Origin of the sequence: Streptomyces sp. Wb2n-11 (assembly GCF_001049855.1) — a bacterium.
In the GTDB taxonomy this organism is placed as follows: domain Bacteria; phylum Actinomycetota; class Actinomycetes; order Streptomycetales; family Streptomycetaceae; genus Streptomyces; species Streptomyces altiplanensis.
In genome coordinates this window covers 3,699,164-3,720,257 of record NZ_CVPB01000001.1, presented here as the reverse complement: position 1 = coordinate 3,720,257, position 21,094 = coordinate 3,699,164, and the positions used below count along the sequence as shown (strand labels likewise).

The window sequence follows — 21,094 nt, the reverse complement described above, 5'->3', positions numbered from 1 at the left end:
CACGGCAAAGCGAAGCAAGGTCCTGTGGAGCAGTTTGGAGTGCTCGCCACCCTGTCAAGGTGGAGGCCGCGGGTTCAAATCCCGTCAGGACCGCATAAGAAGAAGTACGGGAAGGCCCGGATCCGCAAGGATTCGGGCCTTCTTGCGTCTTGACTGCGTCATCCGCCACCGGTAACCAGGCATCAGGGCCCCCGGGAGCCCGCACCGGGAGGTGACGCATGGCCGCATCAACTGCCAGGCACGAGACGCGCGCACTGCTGCGTGCCCATCTGGCGGCCTCGACGGGCTACCGCCACGTCACAAGACACTGCCCCATCTGCCACCGGCTCCTGCGGCTCGCCATGGAGCCGGAGACGGAGACGGAGAGGCCGGCGAAGGTCACCGGGCCGACGGAGGCCGCCGGAGCCCCCGAAGCCGCCGAGGCCGAAAGCCCCCCGCCGTCATGACGGATGGCGCCGCGCATCCCCGCCCTATCGCTGGCGGGACGGAAACAAACAAGTGTTTCCCCATGTGACGGGTGTCACCCCATGAGTTTTGGGAACTGGGGGACTTACACCCTCCCTACAACCAGTCAATTTAATATGTGCAATTGCACTCTCCTGAAGGGCCGTCCGGAGCCCTCCCCCCAGCCCTCCCCCGAGGGGCCCCGGGGGCCGGCGCGCCGCAGGTCAGAGCGGTCGGCGGGCACCCTGGCGCGGGCATAAAAAAAGATCGCGCTGGACCCGGCGGAGTCCAGCGCGATCAACGACGCATCCATCAAGCCCGGATGTGGCGCCTGTTGGGGCAGGCGCCTGTCGTGTGGTGCTCAGGTGGGCGTCCGGGTTGGGGGGCCCGGAGGATTGCCCGGTAAAGCGGGTTATTCAGTTGTTCAGGCCTCGCTGCGCTGCTGCGGAATGCCCGCAAGCAGTGCGCGGACCTCTGCCTCGCGGTAACGCCGGTGTCCACCAAGCGTGCGGATGGACGTGAGCTTGCCTGCCTTGGCCCAGCGCGTGACCGTCTTCGGGTCCACGCGGAACATCGTGGCAACCTCAGCCGGGGTCAGCAGCGGCTCGGCGTCAGGGGTGCGAGCGGTCATGAGCGGCCTCCTCGGGAGAACCGAACCATCACGGTTCTTTCCTCTAAATTCTGCACCTTGACCCGCGTTGCCCGAAATGGCGGACGCGGGCCGAGTCGGTTATAGGACGAACGGCTTGTCCTCGGCACTACAACTACACCATCCGTCCAGCCACGTCGGCCAAACCGATGGAATTGCCCTCCCAGGTGTTCATCAGCGACGAAGCCGATGGACCATGCCATAGCGGACAGTCACGTCACAGTGACGATCAGTCACAGAGCGATCAGGAGCCGTCATGACCCCCCATAGCGCGCAATACCGAGCTATTCCACCCATAGCAGGACGGAAGGAGCCCTCGCCGGACTCCTTGTCCTATTTTGGCATGAGGAAGGGGGATGGGCGCAAGAGACCGCTAAGTGCTGTCCATCACGCTTGAGGCAAAGGCCCGGATCAGGACCTACGTCCCGGCCGCCGGATCAGCGCCCCCTCACGGTCAGTTCGCGAACTGAAGCCCGCGCACCACCCGCCACCGCTCCGTCAGCCTCCCGTACGCCTCGCCGGCCCCCGCGCCGTCCCCGGCCCGCAGCGCCGCGATCCCCTCGGCCACATCCGCCGCGGAGTGGTCCTCGGCGAGATGTTCCTGCGGAAGCACGTGCACCAGACCGCCGTAATCGAGCTCCACCAGCGACCTGGGGTGGAATTCCTCCAGCCAGCGGCCCACATCCACCAGGCCCTCGACGAGCGGCCCGCCGGCCTCGGCGTCGAGCTGCTCCCGCAGCGTCTTCAGCGCCCGCGCCACCCGCCGCCGCGCCTGGGCCATCGGCGTCCGGTAGCGCAGTACGGGCGCCGCCTCCCCCTCGCCCTTCCGGTACTCCCGTTCCTCGTCCGTGAAAAGCGCGAACCAGCGCACCGGCACGTGCCACGTCGCACTCCTGATCCACGGCCTCGCGTCCGGGTGGCGCTCCAGCCACCGCTCGAAGTCCGCGGCCGCCTGCCGGCGCACCAGCGGCGGCAGCGCCGCGTCCAGCATCGGCTCCGGGAAGAGCGCGGGCAGTTCCTCCAGCGCCAGCCAGCCGCGCAGCCTCGTCCGCCAGGGACAGACGCACACCACTCCGTCCACTTCGGTCACGAACGCGTCGCCGCTCTCGTGGACCGGCACGGGCACCGGCGGGGTGGGCAGCAAGTCGGCCAGCGACCGCCTGAGTTCGTCCTGGGCCGTGGGCAGCCGCTCGCGGCCCGCGTACCGCGCCCAGTGGCCGCGCTCCGGCTCGGGGAAGGCGGCCAGTGGTTCGTACACCCGCAGATGGGCGGCGTACGGAACGGTCACCGATGACGCCTGGACCACGCCTGCTCCTCACTTCGACCGGAAAGAACCTGGAAGGAAACCGGGGAGAAATCGTCCCACGCGTACTCCGCCGGGGGGTGATCCTCGGCACTGGGGTCCACCCGGGGCCTGCCAGGTCTTACTCTCTTGCCCACCGGCCCTCCCCACCCGCAGGAGGGCGTAGCGCCTCGTACTTGGGAGTCACCACCGTGACCGACGCATCCGAAGGCGTCCTGCACACCCTGTTCCGATCGGAACAGGGCGGCCACGAGCAAGTCGTGCTGTGCCAGGACCGCGCCAGCGGCCTCAAGGCCGTCATCGCCATCCACTCCACCGCCCTGGGCCCGGCCCTCGGCGGCACGCGCTTCTACCCGTACGCGACCGAGGAAGAGGCCGTCGCCGACGCGCTGAACCTCGCGCGCGGCATGTCGTACAAGAATGCCCTGGCCGGGCTCGGCCACGGCGGCGGCAAGGCCGTGATCATCGGCGACCCCGAGACGCTCAAGAGCGAGGAGCTGCTCCTCGCCTACGGCAGGTTCGTGGACTCCCTCGGCGGCCGCTACGTGACCGCCTGCGACGTCGGCACGTACGTCGCCGACATGGACGTCGTCGCCCGCGAGACCCGCTGGGCGACCGGCCGCTCCCCCGAGAACGGCGGCGCGGGCGACTCCTCCGTGCTGACCGCCTTCGGCGTCTTCCAGGGCATGCGGGCCTCGGCCCAGCACCTGTGGGGCGACCCGACCCTGCGTGACCGCAAGGTCGGCGTCGCGGGCGTGGGCAAGGTCGGCCACCACCTCGTCGAGCACCTCCTGGAGGACGGCGCCGAGGTCGTGATCACGGACGTGCGGGAGGAGTCGGTACGCCGCGTAACCGACCGGCACCCCCGGGTGACCGTCGTCGCGGACACCGACGCGCTGATCCGGGTGGAGGGCCTGGACGTCTACGCCCCGTGCGCACTCGGCGGCGCGCTGAACGACGAGAGCGTTCCGGCGCTGACGGCGAAGGTGGTGTGCGGTGCGGCCAACAACCAGCTCGGCCACCCCGGCGTCGAGAAGGACCTCGCGGACCGCGGGATCCTCTACGCACCCGACTACGTGGTGAACGCCGGCGGCGTGATCCAGGTCGCCGACGAGCTGCACGGTTTCGACTTCGACCGGTGCAGGGCGAAGGCCGCGAAGATCTTCGACACCACGCTCGCAATATTCGCACGTGCGAAGGCAGACGGCATTCCGCCGGCCGCTGCGGCCGACAGGATCGCCGAGCAGAGGATGGCCGAGGCACGCGGGCGCTGACATCGCGGCCCTCTCCCGAGGGGCCGGCCCGCCGTCGGCGAGACATGACTCACCCCCGTCGGCGGGTCGGCCCTCAGAAGAGGTTAAAATCGCAGTTGACCAGCGAGGACGGGGCTTCTCGTGGGTTCTGTGCCGAGGCGTTGCATGCGGGCGGCGTACCGTATGGCCACGGAAGCAGGTACCGTTGATGCCCTACGGACCGGTCTCTCCCAGGGGAGTCCGTTCCGAACCATGAACGCGTGTCAAGACTCTGGGGCCGTCGAGCCCCGTCACCGAGGGGGTCGAGCCATGGGGCGCGGCCGGGCAAAGGCCAAGCAGACTAAGGTCGCCCGCCAGCTGAAGTACAGCAGCGGCGGGACTGACCTGTCGCGTCTGGCCAACGAGCTGGGCGCTTCGACGACTTCGCAACAGCCGCCTAATGGCGAGCCGTTCGAGGACGACGACGAGGAAGACGACCCGTACGCACAGTACGCGGCTCAGTACAACGATGACGGGGACGAGGACGAGGAGTCCGGTCCTTCGGCACATCGTCGCGGCGCTTGACGTCCGTACACCTCGAACAGGCATCACACACGGAACCCGGTCCTGGGCCTCGGCCCCGGACCGGGTTCTGTGCTGCCCGGAGGATTACTTGCTGTAGTCACCCGTGAGCGTCGCGCCCGTGGCGTGGTCACCGCGCTCGGTGATCTCTCCGGCCACCCAGGCGTCGACACCGCGGTCGGCGAGGGTCTCCAGGGCCACGTTCACCGACTCCTCGGGGACGACGGCCATCATGCCGACACCCATGTTGAGGGTCTTCTCCAGTTCGAGCCGCTCGACCTGTCCGGCCTTGCCGACGAGGTCGAACACCGCGCCGGGGGTCCAGGTGGAGCGGTCGACCGTGGCGTGCAGGCCGTCCGGGATCACGCGGGCCAGGTTGTTCGCAAGACCGCCGCCCGTGATGTGGCTGAAAGCGTGCACCTCGGTGGTGCGGGTGAGGGCCAGGCAGTCCAGCGAGTAGATCTTGGTGGGCTCCAGGAGTTCCTCGCCGAGGGTGCGGCCGAACTCCTCGATCTCGCGGTCCAGCGTCCAGCCGGCGCGGTCGAAGACCACGTGCCGGACGAGTGAGTACCCGTTCGAGTGAAGACCGGAGGACGCCATGGCGATCACCGCGTCACCCTCGCGGATACGGTCCGCGCCCAGCAGCCGGTCGTACTCCACCACGCCCGTACCGGCGCCGGCGACGTCGAAGTCGTCCTCGCCCAGCAGGCCGGGGTGCTCGGCCGTCTCGCCGCCGACCAGGGCGCAGCCCGCGAGGACACAGCCCTCGGCGATGCCCTTCACGATGGCCGCGACACGCTCGGGGTGCACCTTGCCGACACAGATGTAGTCGGTCATGAAGAGCGGCTCGGCGCCGCAGACGACCAGGTCGTCGACGACCATGCCGACGAGGTCGTGGCCGATCGTGTCGTACACGCCCATCTTGCGGGCGAGGTCGACCTTCGTACCGACACCGTCGGTGGCGGAGGCGAGCAGCGGACGCTCGTAGCGCTTGAGGGCGGAGGCGTCGAAGAGGCCGGCGAAGCCGCCCAGGCCGCCGAGGACCTCGGGGCGCTGCGTCTTCTTCACCCACTCCTTCATCAGTTCCACGGCGCGGTCGCCGGCTTCGATGTCTACGCCCGCGGACGCGTAGCTGGCACCGGTGCCCGCGTGCGGAGCACGCCCAGCAGATTCAGCAGACATGAGTTTGAGATCTTTCGTGTCGTGAAAGGGGGGCGTTACGGGCGACGGAGCGCCTCGGCCGCGGCGCTCGCCGGGCCGGCCGCGAGCTCGGTCTCCAGAAGCTGCTTGCCGAGCAGCTCGGGGTCCGGGAGCTCCATCGGGTACTCGCCGTCGAAGCAGGCGCGGCACAGGTTCGCCTTGGGGATGGTGGTCGACTCGATCATCCCGTCGATGGAGATGTACGAGAGCGAGTCGGCGCCCAGCGAGGTGCCGATCTCGTCGATCGTCATGCCGTTGGCGATGAGCTCCGCGCGGGTCGCGAAGTCGATGCCGAAGAAGCAGGGCCACTTCACCGGCGGGGAGGAGATCCGGATGTGGATCTCGGCGGCGCCGGCCTCGCGGAGCATCTTGACCAGGGCGCGCTGGGTGTTGCCGCGGACGATCGAGTCGTCGACGACCACCAGGCGCTTGCCGCGGATGACTTCCTTGAGCGGGTTGAGCTTCAGACGGATGCCGAGCTGGCGGATCGTCTGGGACGGCTGGATGAAGGTCCGGCCGACGTACGCGTTCTTGACGAGGCCCGAGCCGTACGGAATTCCGCTCGCCTCGGCGTAACCGATCGCGGCGGGGGTGCCGGACTCGGGCGTCGCTATCACCAGGTCGGCTTCGACCGGGGCTTCCTTGGCCAGTTTCCGGCCCATCTCGACACGCGAGAGATAGACGTTGCGGCCGGCGATGTCGGTGTCCGGGCGCGCCAGGTAGACGTACTCGAAGACACATCCCTTGGGCTTCGCTTCCGCGAATCGGGAGGTGCGCAGACCATTCTCGTCGATCGCGAGCATCTCGCCCGGCTCGACCTCACGGACGTACGCGGCGCCGCAGATGTCGAGGGCGGCGGACTCGGAGGCCACCACCCAGCCGCGCTCCAGCCGGCCGAGGACCAGCGGGCGGATGCCCTGCGGGTCGCGGGCGGCGTAGAGCGTGCCCTCGTCCATGAAGACGAGGGAGAAGGCGCCCATGACGTCGGGAAGGACCTTGGCGGCGGCTTCCTCGATCGTGAGGGGCTTGCCGTCGTCGTCCGTCTGGCCGGCCAGCAGCGCTGTGACCAGGTCGGTGTCATTGGTCGCGGCGACCTGCGTCGCGCGGCCGTTCTCCTTGGGGAGGGCGGCGACCATCTCGGCGAGCTGCGCCGTGTTGACCAGATTGCCGTTGTGTCCCAGGGCGATCGATCCGTGCGCGGTGGCACGGAAGGTCGGCTGCGCGTTCTCCCACACCGATGCTCCGGTGGTGGAGTAGCGGGCATGGCCCACCGCGATATGGCCCTGGAGGGATCCGAGAGAGGTTTCGTCGAAGACCTGCGAGACCAGTCCCATGTCTTTGAAGACCAGGATCTGGGACCCGTTGCTCACTGCGATGCCCGCGGACTCCTGTCCACGGTGCTGCAGGGCATACAGTCCGAAATAGGTGAGCTTGGCGACCTCTTCGCCGGGAGCCCAGACACCGAAGACGCCGCAAGCGTCCTGGGGGCCTTTCTCACCGGGGAGCAGGTCGTGGTTGAGTCGTCCATCACCACGAGGCACGCCACCGAGTGTAGGCGAGATCGACCACTGGTCCGAATTGGGGACGCGGTCGGCCGCCGGCCGAGGCGGGGCGGGGCTTGACAGGTGCGCGATGACTCCGCCAGGCTCCTGCCCCATGCAGCCCCTCGGTGACCGCTCGGTCACGCTGGTGGAGCGCCGCCACGTCGACCTGGTCCGTGTCGCGAGCGCCATCTGTCGCTGCGCGTAGGCGCGTTCCCCTTCCGCGCCCCGTAGATCACCTCTCCTTTCTCCGTGCCGCCTTCCCGCGGCCTCCCCCTGCCCCGGTCCGGCCCCGGCAGAGCGCTGAACCGCGCCGTCACGGGCCCGGTCGGCGTGCTCTTCATCACTGGAGATCCCGTGACCTCGCACGACAAGAAGCTGTCCCGGCGCGCCTTCGGCGGTGTCGTCGGCGCGAGCGCCGCCGCCGTCGGCCTCGCGGCCGGGCCGGCCTCCGCCGCCCCTGCCGGAGCCACCGCCGGCACCCCGGAGGAGCGGCCCTTCCGGGCGGCCGCCGGCCGGCGCTCCCGGCGGCCCAACATCCTGTTCGTCCTGGGCGACGACCTGGGCTGGGCCGACCTCTCCTCGTACGGATCCCCCCACATCCGTACGCCGCACCTCGACCGGCTCGCCCGGCAGGGGGTGCGCTTCACCGACGCGTACTCCGGGTCCGCGACCTGCTCCCCGACCCGCTTCAGCCTCTACACGGGGCGCTTCCCGGGGCGTACGAAGGGCGGGCTCGCCGAGCCGATCGCGGACAGGTCGGTGGGTCTGGAGCCGACGCACCCCACGCTCGCCTCGCTGCTGAAGGGCGCCGGGTACGCGACCGCACTGATCGGCAAGTGGCACTGCGGGCACCTGCCGGACTACAGCCCGACACGGTCGGGCTGGGACGAGTTCTTCGGCAACTTCGGGGGCGCGCTGGAGTACTACTCGAAGCTGGGGCTCGGCGGGGAGTACGACCTCTACGAGGGCGACGCCCCGTACAAGGACCTGCGGTACTACACGCGGATCCTGACCGAGCGGGCGAGCGGTTACATGGAGCGCGAACACGACAGACCGTGGCTGCTGAACCTGAACTTCACCACCCCGCACTGGCCCTGGATCGCCGACGGCGACGAGGAGGCGAGCGCCGGGATCGTGCGGCGGATCAAGGCGGGCGAGCGGGGCGCGCTGTGGCACCAGGACGGCGGCTCGGTCGAGAAGTACCGGGAGATGGTCGAGGACCTGGACCGGTCGGTCGGCGAGGTGCTGGGCGCGCTGCGGCGGTCGGGGCAGGAGAAGGACACCCTGGTCGTCTTCGCGAGCGACAACGGCGGCGAGCGCTTCTCGTACAACTGGCCCCTGTCGGGCAACAAGTCCTCCCTGAAGGAGGGCGGCATACGCGTGCCGACCCTCGTGCGCTGGCCCGCGCGGATCGACGGCGGCCAGGTCAGCGAGGTGCCGGTCTTCACGCCGGACTGGACGGCGACGCTGCTCGAGGTGGCGGGCGCGCGCCCCGACCCGGCGTACCCCCTGGACGGCGCGAGCCTCGCCGGGTACCTGCTGCGGGGCGAGCGGGCCCCGGCACGTGACCTGTTCTGGCGGGTGCGGGGCGAACGGGCGCTGCGGCGGGGCGAGTGGAAGTACTACCGGGACGCGGGCGGCAGGGACCAGCTCTTCCGGCTCACCGAGGACGCGCGGGAGCAGGCGGACAGGGCGTCCCGGGAGCCGGAGCGGCTGGGCGCGCTGCGGGCCGCCTGGGAGAGGACGGACGCGGGGCTGCTGCCGTACGGGGCGGTGTCCTGAGCCGGGTGACGCGGTGTCGTACCCGCCCCGTCGGCGGCTTCGGCCCCCGTACCGCGAACACCGGTGCTCAGGTCACTTGGCGATCGCGACCGCGTCCAGTCCCTTGCCGTCCGCCGCGGTGAGGGACAGGGCGCGCTCACGGATCTCGTAGGCCGCCTTGCCGTCGAGGATGCCGAGCAGCGCCCGCTCGGCGTCCATCACCGGCGGAGGGCACAGCTTCCGGGTCGTTGCGATCTTGGAGAAGGTGATGGTGTCCCCGGAGACCCTCGCCCGGCCCGAGACGTTGTTGCAGCCGAGATGACCGCCCACGGACCCGTCCTCGGCGAAGACCAGCTTCGCCTTGCCCGCCGCGTCCCCGGGCAGCGAGGTCGCGGTGTCGCCGTCACGCAGCGACTCCACCCGCCACTCGGTGCCGAGCAGCTGCGCGCCGGGCTCGGGGGCCGTCTCGGACAGGGCGATGGTGTCGCCCCCGGCCGTGGTCAGCGTGAGCCTGCCGTTCGCGACCTCGGCCTTGAGCTCACCGGTGAGGGTGCGCTGGAGGTGCTGTTCGAACTTCGCGACGCTCTTGGGGCAGCCGATCTCGGTGGTCCGGGCGGGCCCCACCGTGATCGTGTCGCCCTCGACCGTCGCATCGGCGCCGAAGTGGTTGCAGCCGGTGCTGCCCTCGGCCCGGCCCTTCTCGTCGAACCGGACCGTGGCCCTCTCGGGCGCCGGCACCTTCTCGCCGTCGACGGTCACACTGTCGACGGTCCAGTCGACGCCGGTGACCTGGGGGGCCGGTTTCACGGTGGCGTCACCTCCGGCGCCCGGGCCCGGTTCCGTACCGCAGGCGGCCAGGGTCAGGAGGGCGAGGACGGTGGCGGCGCCGGTGAGGGGGCCGCAGAGGCGGGTGCGCGACGTATCCATGGCGGTGGGACGGAACCAGTGGCGTTTCTGGTTCCGTCTGCCCGTCACCCGGCTTGTCCGTCCTCCTTCCTTCCGATGACGACGGTGGCGTACAGCTCGTCGGACGTGACGACCCACGGGACCAGCCCGTCGCGGGCGACGGTCTCCACGGCCTGCGGCGCCTGGCGCTCGCTCGTCTCGAACAGCAGGTGGCCGCCCGGCGCCAGCCACCGCGCCGCCTCCGCCGTCACCCGCCGCAGTACGTCGAGCCCGTCCGCCCCGCCGTCGAGCGCGACCCGCGCCTCGTGGATGCGGGCCTCCGGGGGCAGCAGCTCCATCTCCCCGGTCGGTACGTACGGCACATTGGCCAGCAGTACGTCGACCCGGCCCCGCAGCGTGGCCGCCGGCAGCGGCTCGTAGAGGTCGCCTTCGTACACCTGCCCGCCCATGGGACCGACATTGCGCCGGGCACACCGCACGGCGGCCGGGTCGACATCGGCGGCGTACAGCTCGGCCTGCTCCATGGACGTGGCCAGCGCCGCGCCCAGCGCGCCCGAGCCGCAGCACAGGTCGACCACGACGGCCCGCGACGGCACGAGGGCGGCGGCCTGCCGGACGAGGAACTCGGTGCGGCGGCGCGGGACGAAGACCCCGGGGTCGACGGTGACGCGACGGCCGCAGAACTCGGCCCAGCCGAGGACGTGTTCCAGGGGGAGGCCGGCGGTCCGCCGGTCCACCATGGCGGCGAGGTCCGCGGGATTTCGCGCGGTGGAGAGGAGCAGCTCCGCCTCGTCCTCGGCGAACACACAGCCGGCGGCGCGAAGCCTGGTGACGACGACGGAAGGGGAAAGGGACACGGGAAACCTTTCGGGACGCCGATGGGCGCTCCCTCGGTCACCTATGTCAGGGGGACCGCGCGGTCGCGAGAGGAGAGCACCCGACCTGGTACAGCGGTAATGGGTCTCACCTCCTCGGTGCGTACGTCCTGCGTTGGCGTCGGCAACAGTACATGATCATTTGTCACCGCTACCCGAGAAGGGGCAACAACCCGGCCAGGTGGGCCCTTTCGCCACTGGCACTGACCTTCGCCTCGCCGACGGCCGTGTCCCAGTCCGTACGCCCCGTGGCGAGGCGGATCCAGGTGAGCGGGTCGGTCTCGACGACGTTGGGCGGGGTCCCGCGGGTGTGCCGGGGGCCCTCCACGCACTGCACCACGGCGTACGGCGGGACGCGGACCTCGACCGAACCGCCGGGCGCCTTCACGGCGAGGGCGTCGGCGAGGACGCGGGTGCAGGCGGCGAGGGCCTGGCGGTCGTACGGGATGCCCAGCCCGGTCGCGTCGTTCAGATCGTCGGTGTGGACGATCAGCTCGACGGTACGGGTGACCAGGAAGTCGCCGAACCGCATGGCCCCGAACCGCATGGGCACCAGCCGGTCGTCCGAAGCGCCCGGCAGCGCGGCGGCGACGGCCGCCTCGGTACGCGCGTACAGCTCGCCCAGCTCGCCCGGCCCGGCCCCGGCGGCGAGCGCCCTGGTGTCCTCGTCGATCCGGCCCGCGGCGGTCACGGTGGCGAAAGGCCAGTCGAGCAGCGCCATCTCCTGCCCGGCGGGCTCGGGCTCCTCCAGTGAGCGGGCGACGGAGCCGAGCGCCATGCAGACGTGCGCCGACAGCTCGCGGACCGTCCAGTCACCCAGCCGGGTGGGGGCGGCGAGCTGCTCGGGGGTGAGGGTGCGGACTCCCGCCCGCACCTGGGCGGACTGCGCCAGCACGGCGGCGCGGATCTTGGCGGGGTCGTACCTGCGGGCGCGCTTCCTGGCAGGGGGCATGGGGGCGAGGTTAACCGACCCGGTCGCGCCGGTCGTGGCCGTCGTACCGGTCGTGGCCGCGTGGCAGCGGGCGCACACCCGGCGGACGATGGAGGAAGGCGGTCGTACGGATTACGGAAGGTGGGAAGCAGCCATGGGTGAGCACCCGGACAGTGCCCTGGTACGCCGGGGCTACGAGGCGTTCAACAAGGGCGACATGGAGACCCTCGCGACCATGATGATGGCGGACTGCACGTTCCACACGCCCGGGTCGAGTCAGATCTCCGGTCACTACAAGGGCCGGGACAACGTCCTGGACCTGTTCCGCAGGCTCTTCGAGCTGTCGGGCGGCTCCATGCGCGCCGACCTGGAGGGCGTCTACGTGGACGGGCGCGGACACGCCGTGGCCGCCCACAAGTGGTACGCCGAGCGCGGGGACCGCGGCATCGAGATGAAGGGCGCGCTCTTCTTCACGATCGTGGGCGGCAAGCTGTCGGACATCGACGAGTGCGTCCAGGACATCGACGAGACCGACGCCTTCTGGGGCACGGCGGAGTGAGCCGTCCTCGGGCACCGCGCCGGACCGGCCGACGGCCCCGCCCTCCTGGAGGGCGGGGCCGTACGCACATCCCCGGTGATCCGTGCGGAAATCAGGCGAAGAGGCCCGGAAGGGTCTTCTCGTGCGCCGTACGGAGCTCGCTCAGCGGAATGCTGAACTCGCCCTGGACCTCGATCTCGTCGCCGTCGACGACACCGATCCGGGTCACGGGCAGACCGCGTGCCCCGCACATGTCGGTGAAGCGGAGCTCCTCGCTGCGCGGCACGGACACGACCGCCCGGCCGGCCGACTCGGAGAACAGGAACACGAAGGAGTCGAGACCGTCCGGCACGACCAGCCGCGCACCCTTCCCGCCGCGCAGGCAGGACTCGGTGACCGCCTGGACCAGGCCGCCGTCGCTGAGGTCGTGCGCCGCGTCGATCATGCCGTCGCGCGAGGCGGAGATCAGGATCTCGCCGAGCAGCTTCTCCCGGTCCAGGTCGACCTTCGGCGGCATGCCGCCGAGGTGGTCGTGGATGACCTGGGACCAGGCCGAGCCGCCCAGTTCCTCGTGCGTGTCGCCGAGCAGGTAGAGGAGCTGGCCCTCCTCCGCGAAGGCGACGGGCGTGCGCCGCGTCACGTCGTCGATCACGCCGAGCACCGCGACGACGGGCGTCGGGTGGATGGCCGTCTCGCCGGTCTGGTTGTAGAGCGACACGTTGCCGCCGGTCACCGGGGTGCCGAGCTGGAGGCAGCCGTCCGCGAGACCGCGCGTGGCCTCCGCGAACTGCCACATGACGTCCGGGTCCTCGGGGGAGCCGAAGTTCAGGCAGTCGGAGATCGCGAGCGGCTTGGCGCCGGAGGCGGCGACGTTGCGGTAGGACTCGGCGAGCGCCAGCTGCGCGCCCGTGTACGGGTCGAGCTTGGCGTACCGGCCGTTGCCGTCGGTCGCCATGGCGACGCCCAGGTTCGTCTTCTCGTCGATCCGTACCATGCCGGCGTCCTCGGGCATGGCGAGCACGGTGTTGCCCTGCACGAAGCGGTCGTACTGGTCGGTGATCCACGACTTCGACGCCTGGTTCGGCGACGAGACGAGCTTCAGCACCTGTGCGCGCAGCTCGGCGGCGTTCGCCGGGCGCGCCAGCCTGTTGGCGTCGTCGGCCTGGAGCGCGTCCTGCCACGCGGGGCGGGCGTACGGCCGGTTGTAGACGGGGCCCTCGTGGGCCACGGTCCGCGGCGGTACGTCGACGATCTGCTCGCCGTGCCAGAAGATCTCCAGCTGCGAGCCGTCGGTCACCTCACCGATGACGGTGGCGATGACGTCCCACTTCTCGCAGATCTCCAGGAAGCGGTCGACCTTGTCCGGCTCGACGATCGCGCACATGCGCTCCTGCGACTCGCTCATGAGGATTTCCTCGGGCGAGAGGGAGGAGTCGCGCAGCGGAACGGCGTCCAGCTCCACGCGCATACCGCCGGAACCGGCCGAGGCCAGCTCGGAGGTGGCGCAGGACAGGCCCGCGCCACCGAGGTCCTGGATGCCCGCGACGAGCTGCTCGCGGAAGATCTCCAGGGTGCACTCGATGAGGAGCTTCTCCTGGAAGGGGTCGCCGACCTGGACGGCCGGACGCTTCGCGGGACCGGTCGACTCGAAGGTCTCGGAGGCGAGGACCGACACGCCGCCGATGCCGTCGCCGCCCGTGCGGGCGCCGTACAGGATGACCTTGTTGCCGGGACCACTCGCCTTGGCGAGGTGGATGTCCTCGTGCTTCATGACGCCGATGCAGCCGGCGTTGACCAGCGGGTTGCCCTGGTAGCACGCGTCGAAGACGACCTCGCCGCCGATGTTCGGCAGGCCCAGGCAGTTGCCGTAGCCGCCGATGCCCGCGACCACGCCGGGCAGTACGCGCCGGGTGTCGGGGTGGTCGGCCGCACCGAAGCGCAGCGGGTCGACGACCGCGACCGGGCGGGCGCCCATGGCCAGGATGTCGCGGACGATGCCGCCGACGCCGGTGGCCGCGCCCTGGTAGGGCTCGATGTACGAGGGGTGGTTGTGCGACTCGACCTTGAAGGTCACGGCGTAGCCCTGGCCGACGTCGACGACGCCCGCGTTCTCGCCGATGCCGACGAGCATCGCGTCGTTGACCGGCACCTTCTCGCCGAACTGCTTCAGATGGACCTTGCTGCTCTTGTACGAGCAGTGCTCGGACCACATGACGCTGTACATGGCGAGCTCGGCGCCGGTCGGACGGCGGCCCAGGATCTCGCGGATGCGCGCGTACTCGTCCTCCTTGAGGCCGAGTTCCTTCCAGGGCTGCTCGGCCTCGGGGGTCTCCGAGGCGTGCTTGACGGTGTCGAGAGTCATGCGTTGACCAGCTTCTTCAGGATCGAGGTGAAGAATCCGAGGCCGTCGGTGCGTCCCGTGCCGACCAGCGGCTCCACGGCGTGCTCCGGGTGCGGCATCAGGCCGACGACGTTGCCGGCGGCGTTGGTGATGCCGGCGATGTCGCGGAGCGAACCGTTCGGGTTGACGTCCAGGTAGCGGAAGGCGACGCGGCCCTCGGCCTCCAGCTCGTCGAGCGTGCGCTCGTCGGCGACGTAGCGGCCGTCCATGTTCTTGAGCGGGATCCGGATCTCCTGCCCGGCGGTGTAGTCCGCCGTCCAGGCCGTCCCGCTCGTCTCCACGCGCAGCTTCTGCTCGCGGCAGATGAAGTGCAGGTGGTTGTTCTGCAGCATTCCGCCGGGCAGGAGGTGGGCCTCGGTGAGGATCTGGAAACCGTTGCAGATGCCGAGGACCGGCAGGCCGGCCTTCGCCTGCTCGATGATCGTCTCCATCACGGGCGAGAAGCGGGCGATGGCACCGGCCCGCAGGTAGTCGCCGTAGGAGAAACCGCCCGCGAGGACGACCGCGTCGACCTGCTTGAGGTCCTTGTCGCGGTGCCACAGCGAGACCGGCTCGGCGCCTGCGGTCCGGACGGCGCGGAGGCTGTCCTGGTCGTCGAGCGTTCCAGGAAAGGTGACGACTCCGATACGAGCGGTCACTTCGACTCCTCCACCTTCACGGTGAAGTCCTCGATGACGGTGTTGGCGAGGAACGTTTCGGCCATCTCGTTGATGCGGGCGAGGGCGGCGTCATCGACCGGCCCTTCGACCTCGAGCTCGAAACGCTTTCCCTGACGGACGTCCGCGATTCCCTCGAAGCCGAGACGGGGCAGTGCACGCTGCACCGCCTGTCCCTGCGGGTCGAGGATCTCGGGCTTGAGCATGACGTCGACTACGACGCGTGCCACTGGCACTCCCGGTGGTGGTGTGGTGCGAAGGCGGTTCCATCAGCGTACCCGCCCAGAAATTCTACGCGGGTAGATATAGGTTGACGTGGATCACGGACCGGCATCGGGGGCGGCAGCCCCGAGAAAAAATCAGGGAAAACGGCCGTCTCCGATTGCGTACGGACACGCGGACGGAATTAACTGGGCTACACCATGCAATGGCTGTCGCTGTACAAAGGAATAGCGAAGAAATCAGCATTGCCCCAAAACAGCCGGAAGGCCGGCGTCGCCCCACGTCAAGCGTGGTGACGCCGTAGGAAAGGACCGATATCCGTGGCTCAGCGCGTAGTGGTCACGCTCTTCGACGACATCGACGGAGGGGAAGCAGCGGAAACGGTCAGCTTCGGCCTGGACGGGAAGTCGTACGAGATCGACCTGAATCCCGCCAATGCAAAGAAACTGCGCACGGCGCTGGAGCCCTTCATCCAGGCCGGCCGGAAGCAGTCGAAGTCGGGCAGGACCTACCGCCACACCTCCGTGGCCCCCGACCCGGCGGCGGTGCGCGCGTGGGCACGCTCGCACCAGATGGACGTGCCGGCCCGCGGCCGCATCCCGAAGAAGGTCTACGAGGCCTTCACGGAGGCTTCCTGACGACGCGTGGAGGAGCCGATTTGCATTGCCCCCCCACCTGTCGGCTAGAGTCTGGATCACGCCGAGGGGCAAGGCCGAAGGGCCGGTCCCCGAGCAGCGTGCGGGTGTAGTTCAGTAGTAGAACATCCCCCTTCCAGGGGGAAGGCGCAGTGTGCAATTCCTGTCACCCGCTCTGCATCGCTAGACCGGCCACTTCGGTGGTCGGGTACAGTGGTGGCACCATATGCGGACGTGGCTCAGTTGGTAGAGCATCACCTTGCCAAGGTGAGGGTCGCGAGTTCGAATCTCGTCGTCCGCTCAGCGAGTACGAAGGCCCCGGTCATTGCGACCGGGGTCTTCGTCGTGTCCGCCCCCGGCCGTACTGACATTTGTCATGTGCAGTGGTGACAGCACGCACTGCCGCCGGCCGTGGTCCGGCGGGAGTCTGGGGACATGACCACCGATGACTATGTGATCGACGCGGAAGGGCTGCGGCGCGTCTACGGCGGCGGCTTCGAGGCCGTCCGCTCGCTCTCCTTCTCCGTGGCGCGCGGCGAGCTCTTCGCGCTGCTCGGTACGAACGGCGCGGGCAAGACCTCGACCCTGGAGCTCCTGGAGGGCCTGGCCCCGCCCAGCGGCGGCAGCGTCCGGGTGCTGGGCCACGATCCGTACACCGAACGCGCGAAGGTACGTCCCCGGGTCGGCGTGATGCTCCAGGAGGGCGGTTTCCCGTCCGAGCTGACCGTGCGCGAGACGGCCCGGATGTGGGCGGGGTGCACCAGCGGAGCGCGGCCGGTGGGCGAGGCGCTGGAGCTGGTGGGACTGGGGAGGCGGGAAAGCGTACGGGTCAAGCAGTTGTCCGGCGGTGAACGGCGGCGGCTCGACCTGGCGATGGCGCTGCTCGGGCGGCCGGAGGTCCTCTTCCTCGACGAGCCGACGACGGGTCTCGACGCCGAGGGGCGGCGCGAGACGTGGGAGCTGGTGCGCGAGCTGCGCGACGGGGGAACGACCGTACTGCTGACCACGCACTACCTGGAGGAGGCCGAGGAGCTCGCCGACCGGCTGGCGATCATGCACGAGGGGCGGATCGCCGCCGAGGGGCGGGTCGACGAGGTCGTGGCGGCGTACCCGTCGCAGATCGCCTTCGAGCTGCCGGACGGCTACCACCTGGGGGACCTGCCGCCGCTGGGGCAACTGGGCGTCACGGGGCACGAGGTGGCGGGCCGGTCGGTGCGGTTGTTCACGGACCGGCTCCAGGCGGCCGCCACGGGGCTGCTGACATGGGCCGGCACGACGGGGGTGGAGCTGCGCGGGCTCGATGCGCGGTCGGCCTCGCTGGAGGAGGCCTTCCTGAGCATCGCGCGGGAGGCGAAGGAAAAGGAAGCGGACGACGCGGACACGGCGGGCAAGGGGGCGGCGCGATGAGCACGGCTGTCGCGGGGCGTATGGCGGCGCTGACGCGGGCCGAACTGACGCTGCTCGTACGGCACAAGGCGGTGCTCATCACGGCGCTGGTGCTGCCGGTCGCGATGACCTACGCGATGCGGCCGTTCCTCGACGGCGCGGCCCTGAAGGAGGCCGGGATGTCACTGGGCGCGGCGCTGATGCCGATGTCCGTGGCGTTCGTGCTGCTCTTCGGGGTGTACTCGGCGCTGGTCACGGTCTATGTGGTGCGGCGCGAGGAGCTTGTGCTCAAGCGGTTGCGGACCGGGGAGCCGGGCGACGCGGAGATCCTGGCCGGGACGGCGGCCGCCACGCTGGCGGCCGGGTGCGCGCAGTGCGTGCTGCTGGTGGTCGCGGGGGCGGTGGTCCTGGGGATGGAGATGCCCGCCGATCCGTTGTGGGTGGTGGCCGGGGTGGTGCTGGGTCTTTCGGTCGCGAGCACGACGGCGGCGGCGACGACGGTCTTCACCAGGTCCGCCGAGGGCGCGCAGATCACGATCATGCCGATGCTGCTGGTCTCGATGGCCGGGTCGGGGGTCGTCGTACCGCTGGAGCTGATGCCGGACGCGCTCGCCTCGGTCTGCGAGCTGCTGCCGCTGTCGCCGGCCGTGGAACTGGTGCGGGGCGGCTGGACCGGGCAGTTGGGGGCGTACGAGGCGCTGGGCGCCGTCGCCACGGCGGTGGCCTGGACCGTACTGTCGGTGTTCGCCGTGCAGCGATGGTTCCGCTGGGAACCGCGGCGCTAGGCGACCGGAGAGAAGAGAGCGGGGGGACGGGGATGAGGGGTTTCTGGCGGAAGCGGAGCCAGGCCGCGAAGCTGGATCTGTACATGCGGGCGGTGCTGTACGTCCTGCCGTGGCTGATCCCGGTCAGCATCCTCACCCCCCTCGCCCAGGAGCTCGCCCGCGACCCCGACGCCGTCGCGCTCGCACGCGGGCTGGTGGCGCTCTCCGTGGCCCAGTGCGCGGTCGCGATGCACACCATCCACCACGGGCTCGCGCACTACGTCGACGGGGCTCCGGCGCCGTGGCGGTCGGCGGCCGTCGCGCTGGCCCTGGGCGGCGTTTCGGTGAGCCTGCTCCTGGTGCTCCAGGCGATCGGCGGGATCGGCGACGGGGCGGCGATGCTGCACATGCTGCCGTACGCCCTGCTGTCCCCGGCCATGTCGACGTTCATGCTGTCGACGCTGCGACGGCTGGTGCTGGGATCGGTGGTGACCGCGGCGCTGGTGGCCGGCGCGACGGCTGCCACCGGGGCGGAGCCCCCGCTCGCGGTGTCGGCTGCGGTCGTCGTGTTCTTCGTGGGGTTGTTCGCGCTGGTCACCACGCGCTCGACGGCCTGGTTCATGGCGATGATCTGGGAGCTGGACCGGTCCCGCGACGTGTCCGCCCGGCTGGCGGTCGCCGAGGAACGGCTGCGCTTCGGGCGGGACATGCACGACGTCATGGGCCGCAATCTGGCCGTCATCGCGCTCAAGAGCGAGCTGGCGGTGCGGCTGGCGCGGCGCGCCAGGCCGGAGGCCGCCGACCAGATGGCCGAGGTGCAGCGGATCGCGCAGGAGTCGCAGCGCGAGGTGCGTGAGCTCGTACGCGGCTATCGGGACGCGGATCTGTCCGCCGAACTGGAAGGAGCACGGGGCGTGTTGAGTGCGGCGGGCATCGACTGCCTGATGGTTCGGGAGCCGCTCGGCGACGGGCTTCCGTCGGGCGTGCAGTCGGCGCTCGGCTGGGTCGTACGGGAGGCGACGACCAATGTGCTGCGGCACGGGGACGCGCGCAGCTGCACGGTGCGGCTGACGTCCGGCGGCGGGCGGGCGGTGCTGGTCGTGGAGAACGACGGCGCGGAGGGCGGGTCCGCTCCGGGCACCCCGGGGTCGGGGCTTGCCGGGCTCAGGGAGCGGCTGACCGCGGTCGGCGGGACGCTGCGGGCGGGGCCGGTGGAGGACGGCAGGTTCCGGCTCACGGCCGAAGTGCCGCTGGCACAGGAGGCGCGGACGCGGGCGACGCGGACGCAGGGGGTGCCGGTGCAGGAGGTGCCGGCGCAAGGGGCGCCGGCTCGGGAGGCGCTGCGATGACCGCTCCCCCGGTTCCCGTACGGGTGCTGCTGGCCGACGACGAGCATCTGATCCGGGGCGCGCTCGCCGCGCTGCTCGCGCTGGAGGACGATCTGGTCGTCGTCGCCGAGGCGGCCACGGGGCCCGAGGCGCTGGCGATGGCGCGGACGCACCGGCCGGACGTCGCCGTCCTGGATCTGCAGATGCCGGGGATCGACGGTGTGAGTGTGGCCACATCCCTGCGGACCGAGCTGCCCGGGTGCCGCTGCATGATCGTGACCAGCCACGGGCGGCCCGGGCACCTGAAGCGGGCGCTCGCGGCGGGGGTGCGGGCGTTCGTGCCGAAGACCGTCAGCGCGCAGCGGCTGGCCGAACTGATCCGGAGCGTACGGGACGGAAACCGTTATGTGGACCCGGAGTTGGCGGCCGACGCGATCTCCGCGGGAGACTCGCCGCTGACCGCGCGCGAGGCGGAGGTGCTGGAGCTGGCGGCGGACGGGGCGCCCGTCGCGGAGATCGCGGAGCGGGCCGCACTGTCGCCGGGGACAGTGCGCAACTACCTGTCGTCGGCCGCTTCGAAGCTGGGTGCGGAAAATCGTCATACGGCTGTACGCATCGCACGCGAGCGGGGTTGGGTATAGTGGGCATCGCGCCACGGCGCATGCGGACGTAGCTCAGTTGGTAGAGCGCAACCTTGCCAAGGTTGAGGTCGCCAGTTCGAACCTGGTCGTCCGCTCAGAGTGAGTCAGAAGGCCCCGGTCGTCACGACCGGGGCCTTCTGCGTTGGCCTAGGACCAGTTGGTGCCGGTGAGGAGCTCGTACGCCTCCAGGTACTTCGCCCGGGTCGCGTCGACGATCTCCTGCGGGAGAGCGGGCGGCGGCAGCTCCGCCTTGCGGTCCCAGCCGGAGGCGGGCGAGGTCAGCCAGTCGCGGACGTACTGCTTGTCGTACGACGGCTGGGCGTGGCCGGGCTCCCAGGTGGCGGCGGGCCAGAATCGGGAGGAGTCCGGGGTCAGCACCTCGTCGGCGATGACCAGCCGGTCGCCGTCGAAGCCGAACTCGAACTTCGTGTCGGCGAGGACGATGCCCCGGTCACGGGCGATGTCGCGGGCCCGGCTGTACACGGCGAGGGTCGTCTGGCGCAGCTTGGCGGCGGTCTCGGCGCCGACCTGGCGGGCGACTTCCTCGTAGCTGACGTTCTCGTCGTGATCGCCGACGGCCGCCTTCGTGGCGGGCGTGAAGATCGGCGCGGGGAGCTCGGAGCCGTCGGTCAGGCCTTCGGGGAGGGCCAGGCCGCACACGGTGCGGGACTGCTGGTACTCGGCGAGGCCCGAGCCGGTGAGGTAGCCGCGGGCCACGCACTCGACCGGGACCATCCGCAGGGACGTGCAGACGAGCGTACGGCCGGCCCAGTCGGCGGGGGCTCCGGGCGGGAGCTCGGTGGAGATGACGTGGTTCGGGATGATGTCCACGAGCTGCTCGAACCACCAGAGCGAGAGCTGGGTCAGCACCCGGCCCTTGTCGGGGATCTCCGTGGGCAGCACCCAGTCGTACGCGGAGATGCGGTCGCTGGCGACCATGACGAGGTCGCCCGCCTCGTTCTGGTAGAGGTCACGCACCTTGCCCGTGTGGAGGTGGGTCAGGCCCGGGAGCTGGAGAGGCTCGGGCTTTTCTACGAATCCGGACACGGTTCCTCCGCGTAGGTTGATCCAGGAGCGCTTCCGATTCTCCCGTATG

At 70.4% G+C, this 21,094-nt stretch carries 22 protein-coding genes and 4 tRNA genes; 15 read left to right on the top strand and 11 right to left on the bottom strand.

The window, feature by feature from the left end; genetic code table 11:
• Nucleotides 1–18: 18 nt before the first annotated feature.
• Both BN1555_RS16965 and BN1555_RS16960 read left to right on the top strand, forming a co-directional pair.
• Nucleotides 19–93 (top strand) — tRNA-Asp (locus BN1555_RS16965).
• A gap of 125 nt (nt 94–218) precedes the next feature.
• On the top strand, nt 219–446 hold the full coding sequence (locus tag BN1555_RS16960) for a DUF6274 family protein (RefSeq protein WP_093800179.1): 228 nt from the start codon (nt 219–221) through the stop codon (nt 444–446).
• Between the two features lie 422 nt (nt 447–868).
• Here the strand turns inward: BN1555_RS16960 and bldC are convergent, their stop codons facing one another.
• The gene (gene bldC, locus BN1555_RS16955; RefSeq protein WP_003949541.1) at nt 869–1,075 is read right to left on the bottom strand and encodes a developmental transcriptional regulator BldC; all 207 of its coding nucleotides are present in this window, start codon (nt 1,073–1,075) and stop codon (nt 869–871) included.
• 472 nt (nt 1,076–1,547) lie between these two features.
• A complete protein-coding gene (locus tag BN1555_RS16950; RefSeq protein WP_093800178.1) occupies nt 1,548–2,399 on the bottom strand; it encodes a DUF8083 family protein in 852 nt (283 codons plus the stop codon).
• A 188-nt stretch (nt 2,400–2,587) separates the two neighbouring features.
• Between BN1555_RS16950 and BN1555_RS16945 the strand changes: the two genes are divergently transcribed.
• Nucleotides 2,588–3,670, top strand: a complete 1,083-nt coding sequence (locus BN1555_RS16945) for a Leu/Phe/Val dehydrogenase (RefSeq protein WP_093803446.1) — start codon at nt 2,588–2,590, stop codon at nt 3,668–3,670.
• 288 nt (nt 3,671–3,958) lie between these two features.
• Nucleotides 3,959–4,213: a DUF3073 domain-containing protein gene (locus BN1555_RS16940; RefSeq protein WP_028815102.1), complete on the top strand. Its 255-nt coding sequence runs from the start codon at nt 3,959–3,961 to the stop codon at nt 4,211–4,213.
• An 84-nt stretch (nt 4,214–4,297) separates the two neighbouring features.
• Here the strand turns inward: BN1555_RS16940 and purM are convergent, their stop codons facing one another.
• Together purM and purF are read right to left on the bottom strand one after the other, a co-directional pair.
• Nucleotides 4,298–5,392, bottom strand: coding sequence for a phosphoribosylformylglycinamidine cyclo-ligase (purM, locus tag BN1555_RS16935; protein ID WP_093800177.1), 1,095 nt, complete (start codon nt 5,390–5,392; stop codon nt 4,298–4,300).
• 35 nt (nt 5,393–5,427) lie between these two features.
• Nucleotides 5,428–6,951, bottom strand: coding sequence for an amidophosphoribosyltransferase (gene purF, locus BN1555_RS16930; RefSeq protein WP_093800176.1), 1,524 nt, complete (start codon nt 6,949–6,951; stop codon nt 5,428–5,430).
• Nucleotides 6,952–7,066: 115 nt separating this feature from the next.
• Between purF and BN1555_RS41625 the strand changes: the two genes are divergently transcribed.
• Entirely contained in the window at nt 7,067–7,159 is a 93-nt protein-coding gene (locus BN1555_RS41625) for a putative leader peptide (RefSeq protein ID WP_369688981.1), read from the top strand.
• A gap of 149 nt (nt 7,160–7,308) precedes the next feature.
• Entirely contained in the window at nt 7,309–8,736 is a 1,428-nt protein-coding gene (locus BN1555_RS16925; RefSeq protein WP_255306060.1) for a sulfatase-like hydrolase/transferase, read from the top strand.
• 72 nt (nt 8,737–8,808) lie between these two features.
• Here BN1555_RS16925 and BN1555_RS16920 read toward each other — a convergent pair whose 3' ends face one another.
• From BN1555_RS16920 to BN1555_RS16910, 3 genes are all read right to left on the bottom strand, one after another.
• Nucleotides 8,809–9,690 carry an META domain-containing protein gene (locus BN1555_RS16920; RefSeq protein WP_369688980.1) on the bottom strand — a complete coding sequence of 294 codons (882 nt, stop codon included), beginning with the start codon at nt 9,688–9,690 and terminating at the stop codon, nt 8,809–8,811.
• Nucleotides 9,687–10,478, bottom strand: coding sequence for a putative protein N(5)-glutamine methyltransferase (locus BN1555_RS16915; protein WP_093800175.1), 792 nt, complete (start codon nt 10,476–10,478; stop codon nt 9,687–9,689). Before BN1555_RS16915 ends, BN1555_RS16920 begins: the two co-directional genes overlap by 4 nt.
• A 169-nt stretch (nt 10,479–10,647) precedes the next feature.
• A complete protein-coding gene (locus BN1555_RS16910; protein WP_093800174.1) occupies nt 10,648–11,448 on the bottom strand; it encodes a maleylpyruvate isomerase family mycothiol-dependent enzyme in 801 nt (266 codons plus the stop codon).
• Between BN1555_RS16910 and BN1555_RS16905 the strand changes: the two genes are divergently transcribed.
• Nucleotides 11,447–11,986, top strand: a complete 540-nt coding sequence (locus BN1555_RS16905) for a nuclear transport factor 2 family protein (RefSeq protein ID WP_369688979.1) — start codon at nt 11,447–11,449, stop codon at nt 11,984–11,986. The genes BN1555_RS16910 and BN1555_RS16905 overlap by 2 nt on opposite strands.
• 91 nt (nt 11,987–12,077) lie before the next feature.
• Here BN1555_RS16905 and purL read toward each other — a convergent pair whose 3' ends face one another.
• The 3 genes from purL to purS are packed head-to-tail and all read right to left on the bottom strand — an operon-like array spanning nt 12,078 to nt 15,252.
• A complete protein-coding gene (purL, locus tag BN1555_RS16900) occupies nt 12,078–14,327 on the bottom strand; it encodes a phosphoribosylformylglycinamidine synthase subunit PurL (RefSeq protein ID WP_093800172.1) in 2,250 nt (749 codons plus the stop codon).
• On the bottom strand, nt 14,324–15,004 hold the full coding sequence (gene purQ, locus BN1555_RS16895; protein ID WP_093800171.1) for a phosphoribosylformylglycinamidine synthase subunit PurQ: 681 nt from the start codon (nt 15,002–15,004) through the stop codon (nt 14,324–14,326). The genes purL and purQ overlap by 4 nt, the downstream gene beginning before the upstream one ends.
• Nucleotides 15,001–15,252, bottom strand: a complete 252-nt coding sequence (purS, locus tag BN1555_RS16890; RefSeq protein ID WP_093800170.1) for a phosphoribosylformylglycinamidine synthase subunit PurS — start codon at nt 15,250–15,252, stop codon at nt 15,001–15,003. The genes purQ and purS overlap by 4 nt, the downstream gene beginning before the upstream one ends.
• Nucleotides 15,253–15,564: 312 nt before the next feature.
• Between purS and BN1555_RS16885 the strand changes: the two genes are divergently transcribed.
• The 8 genes from BN1555_RS16885 to BN1555_RS16850 all read left to right on the top strand — a co-directional run bounded on the left by BN1555_RS16885 (nt 15,565) and on the right by BN1555_RS16850 (nt 20,093).
• Entirely contained in the window at nt 15,565–15,882 is a 318-nt protein-coding gene (locus BN1555_RS16885) for a histone-like nucleoid-structuring protein Lsr2 (RefSeq protein WP_093800169.1), read from the top strand.
• Between the two features lie 100 nt (nt 15,883–15,982).
• Nucleotides 15,983–16,054, top strand: a tRNA-Gly gene (locus BN1555_RS16880).
• 53 nt (nt 16,055–16,107) lie between these two features.
• Nucleotides 16,108–16,180: transfer RNA gene (locus tag BN1555_RS16875), tRNA-Gly, on the top strand.
• A 134-nt stretch (nt 16,181–16,314) separates the two neighbouring features.
• Nucleotides 16,315–17,286 carry an ABC transporter ATP-binding protein gene (locus BN1555_RS16870; protein WP_093800168.1) on the top strand — a complete coding sequence of 324 codons (972 nt, stop codon included), beginning with the start codon at nt 16,315–16,317 and terminating at the stop codon, nt 17,284–17,286.
• On the top strand, nt 17,283–18,050 hold the full coding sequence (locus BN1555_RS16865) for an ABC transporter permease (RefSeq protein WP_093800167.1): 768 nt from the start codon (nt 17,283–17,285) through the stop codon (nt 18,048–18,050). Before BN1555_RS16870 ends, BN1555_RS16865 begins: the two co-directional genes overlap by 4 nt.
• A 32-nt stretch (nt 18,051–18,082) precedes the next feature.
• Nucleotides 18,083–19,378 (top strand): sensor histidine kinase, encoded by a 1,296-nt coding sequence (locus tag BN1555_RS16860; RefSeq protein ID WP_093800166.1) that lies wholly within the window; start codon nt 18,083–18,085, stop codon nt 19,376–19,378.
• Nucleotides 19,375–19,998, top strand: a complete 624-nt coding sequence (locus BN1555_RS16855) for a response regulator transcription factor (protein WP_093800165.1) — start codon at nt 19,375–19,377, stop codon at nt 19,996–19,998. The genes BN1555_RS16860 and BN1555_RS16855 overlap by 4 nt, the downstream gene beginning before the upstream one ends.
• 22 nt (nt 19,999–20,020) lie before the next feature.
• Nucleotides 20,021–20,093: transfer RNA gene (locus BN1555_RS16850), tRNA-Gly, on the top strand.
• 52 nt (nt 20,094–20,145) lie between these two features.
• On the opposite strand, the gene BN1555_RS16845 is transcribed toward BN1555_RS16850, so the two are convergent.
• Nucleotides 20,146–21,045 carry a phosphoribosylaminoimidazolesuccinocarboxamide synthase gene (locus tag BN1555_RS16845; RefSeq protein ID WP_093800164.1) on the bottom strand — a complete coding sequence of 300 codons (900 nt, stop codon included), beginning with the start codon at nt 21,043–21,045 and terminating at the stop codon, nt 20,146–20,148.
• Nucleotides 21,046–21,094 lie beyond the last annotated feature (49 nt).

Excerpts from the sequence above, each read along its gene's own strand:
- BN1555_RS16960 (WP_093800179.1), top strand. The coding sequence starts at position 219 with ATGGCCGCATCAACTGCCAGGCACGAGACGCGCGCACTGCTGCGTGCC.
- bldC (WP_003949541.1), bottom strand. The coding sequence starts at position 1,075 with ATGACCGCTCGCACCCCTGACGCCGAGCCGCTGCTGACCCCGGCTGAG.
- BN1555_RS16940 (WP_028815102.1), top strand. The coding sequence starts at position 3,959 with ATGGGGCGCGGCCGGGCAAAGGCCAAGCAGACTAAGGTCGCCCGCCAG.
- purM (WP_093800177.1), bottom strand. The coding sequence starts at position 5,392 with ATGTCTGCTGAATCTGCTGGGCGTGCTCCGCACGCGGGCACCGGTGCC.
- BN1555_RS41625 (WP_369688981.1), top strand. The coding sequence starts at position 7,067 with ATGCAGCCCCTCGGTGACCGCTCGGTCACGCTGGTGGAGCGCCGCCAC.
- BN1555_RS16905 (WP_369688979.1), top strand. The coding sequence starts at position 11,447 with ATGGGGGCGAGGTTAACCGACCCGGTCGCGCCGGTCGTGGCCGTCGTA.
- BN1555_RS16910 (WP_093800174.1), bottom strand. The coding sequence starts at position 11,448 with ATGCCCCCTGCCAGGAAGCGCGCCCGCAGGTACGACCCCGCCAAGATC.
- purL (WP_093800172.1), bottom strand. The coding sequence starts at position 14,327 with ATGACTCTCGACACCGTCAAGCACGCCTCGGAGACCCCCGAGGCCGAG.
- BN1555_RS16870 (WP_093800168.1), top strand. The coding sequence starts at position 16,315 with ATGACCACCGATGACTATGTGATCGACGCGGAAGGGCTGCGGCGCGTC.
- BN1555_RS16865 (WP_093800167.1), top strand. The coding sequence starts at position 17,283 with ATGAGCACGGCTGTCGCGGGGCGTATGGCGGCGCTGACGCGGGCCGAA.
- BN1555_RS16860 (WP_093800166.1), top strand. The coding sequence starts at position 18,083 with ATGAGGGGTTTCTGGCGGAAGCGGAGCCAGGCCGCGAAGCTGGATCTG.
- BN1555_RS16855 (WP_093800165.1), top strand. The coding sequence starts at position 19,375 with ATGACCGCTCCCCCGGTTCCCGTACGGGTGCTGCTGGCCGACGACGAG.